This is a genomic window from Lysobacter rhizosphaerae, assembly GCF_054779795.1.
Genome location: NZ_BAAGXO010000008.1, coordinates 1 through 1,840, shown reverse-complemented (window position 1 = coordinate 1,840; position 1,840 = coordinate 1). Strand labels below are relative to the sequence as shown.

At 63.1% G+C, this 1,840-nt stretch carries 2 protein-coding genes; both read right to left on the bottom strand.

Annotated elements, in window-relative coordinates:
• Window positions 1–148: 148 nt before the first annotated feature.
• Window positions 149–1,534, bottom strand: coding sequence for an NAD(P)(+) transhydrogenase (Re/Si-specific) subunit beta (locus tag ACYVGE_RS13145; protein WP_460730587.1), 1,386 nt, complete (start codon window positions 1,532–1,534; stop codon window positions 149–151).
• The coding region (locus ACYVGE_RS13140; protein ID WP_460730586.1) for an NAD(P) transhydrogenase subunit alpha part 2 at window positions 1,531–1,840 on the bottom strand (310 nt) is incomplete at its 5' end. The genes ACYVGE_RS13145 and ACYVGE_RS13140, both read right to left, overlap by 4 nt.

Here is a 1,840-nt window from a genome sequence, read left to right as displayed (position 1 = left end):
GAATCCACGCACTTCGGCAGACATTCTTCCACCCAGCGATGCAATCGAGGAAATTGCTGGGGTGTCTACACACTCAGTTTTGTGAAGGACGCACGCCCGGCTTCTGGCGCGCGTGGGCTACCCATCTCCGCCGGATGACCGCCCGATGTCACGCGGCCTTGACCTGTACTCCGAGATCGATCAAGGACTGCTTGGCATCCCCAAAGAGCATTGAGGTCTTTTGCTCGTAGAACAGTGCGTTTTCCACGCCGGAGAAACCAGCGCCCTGCCCTCGCTTGAGCACGATGACGCTTCGCGCCTCTGCCACTTTCAGTATTGGCATTCCGTAGATGGGTGACTGCGGGTCACTGTTAGCTGCAGGGTTCACTACATCGTTCGCGCCGACCACCAGGGCAACGTCGGTTTCGGCAAAGCGCTCGTTGATGTCTTCCATGTCCACCAGCTTGTCGTAGGGCACGCCCGCTTCAGCCAGCAGAACATTCATGTGGCCCGGCATGCGCCCGGCGACGGGATGGATGGCAAAGCGCACATCACCCCCTCGCTTCTCGATCATGTCACCCAGTTCGCGAGCCTGGTGTTGAGCTTGCGCGACCGCCAGTCCGTAGCCAGGCACGACAACCACCCGTTCGGCGTAAGCCATCCGCAGAGCGGCATCCTCCGCATTGATCGGAGACATCTCACCGCCTTCGGTGCTCGCCGCCTGGCCGCCTTCCGGTTGGGCACCGAAAGCCCCGAACAGCACGTTCCGGAACGGGCGATTCATTGCCTTGCTCATCGCCACCGACAGAATGAAGCCACTGGTGCCATCGAGCGCGCCGACCACGATCAGGATGTTGTTGTCCAAGGCGAAGCCCGTCGCGACGGCTGCCAGGCCTGCGTAGGAATTCAGCAGCGACACGACCACAGGCATGTCGGCTCCACCGATTGGCAGCACTACCGCTACACCGATGGCCAGGCTGAGCACCAGCATCGCCACGAACAGCGGTACCGACAACGGCGCTATCACCAGCACAACCAGGCAGGCTGCGGCGGCGATGAACAGCGCCGCAGTGACCATGTTCTGCAGCGGGAATGTTACCGGGCGGCCCGGCAGCAGCCCCTGCAGTTTGCCGAAGGCCATCAGACTGCCGGTAACGGTCAGCGCGCCGAGCAGCACCTCGAAACCCAGCGCCAGCATGTGGCCGTGGCCAAGTTCGCCGGCGCCCAGGCCGTGCCGATAGGTGCCAATGCCGACCAGCGTCGCTGCAAGCGCTCCCAGCGCATGGCTCATGGCGATACGCTGCGGCATCGCTGTCATCGGGACCCACATGCCAAGGGGGTATCCCGCCAGTGCGCCCACCGCCAGCCCGGCACCGATCCAGCCATAGCTGATGATGCCGGTATGCAACAGAGTCGCGGCCACCGCAACCAGCATTCCCAGCGCCGCAACCTGCATGCCGCGGCGTGCAGTGTCCGGACGCCCGAGCGCCCGTAGCGCCGCAATGAACAGGAAGGCGGCCAACAGATAAGCGATCTGGATTGCGGTTTCGTTCATACATCCGCGGCGCTGGCGCCGCCCTCTTCTTCGTCTTTGGAAGGTGCGCGCCGGAACATGGCGAGCATGCGGTCGGTGATCAGGAATCCGCCGACGATGTTGGCGGTGGCGCAGGCTACGGCCACTGCACCGAGAATGGCCGCGATGAGGCCATCGCCGCTCCCGGCGAGTACCAGCGAGGCCACCAGCGATATGCCACTAATCGCGTTGGTTGCCGCCATCAGCGGTGTGTGCAGCAGAGGTGGGATTCGACTGATGGTCTGCAGGCCGACATACCCGGCAAGCAGGAAGACAAATAGTTGGATC

Bases quoted from the DNA above. Each gene is read 5' to 3' on its own strand.
- ACYVGE_RS13145 (WP_460730587.1), bottom strand. From the start codon at position 1,534: ATGAACGAAACCGCAATCCAGATCGCTTATCTGTTGGCCGCCTTCCTG.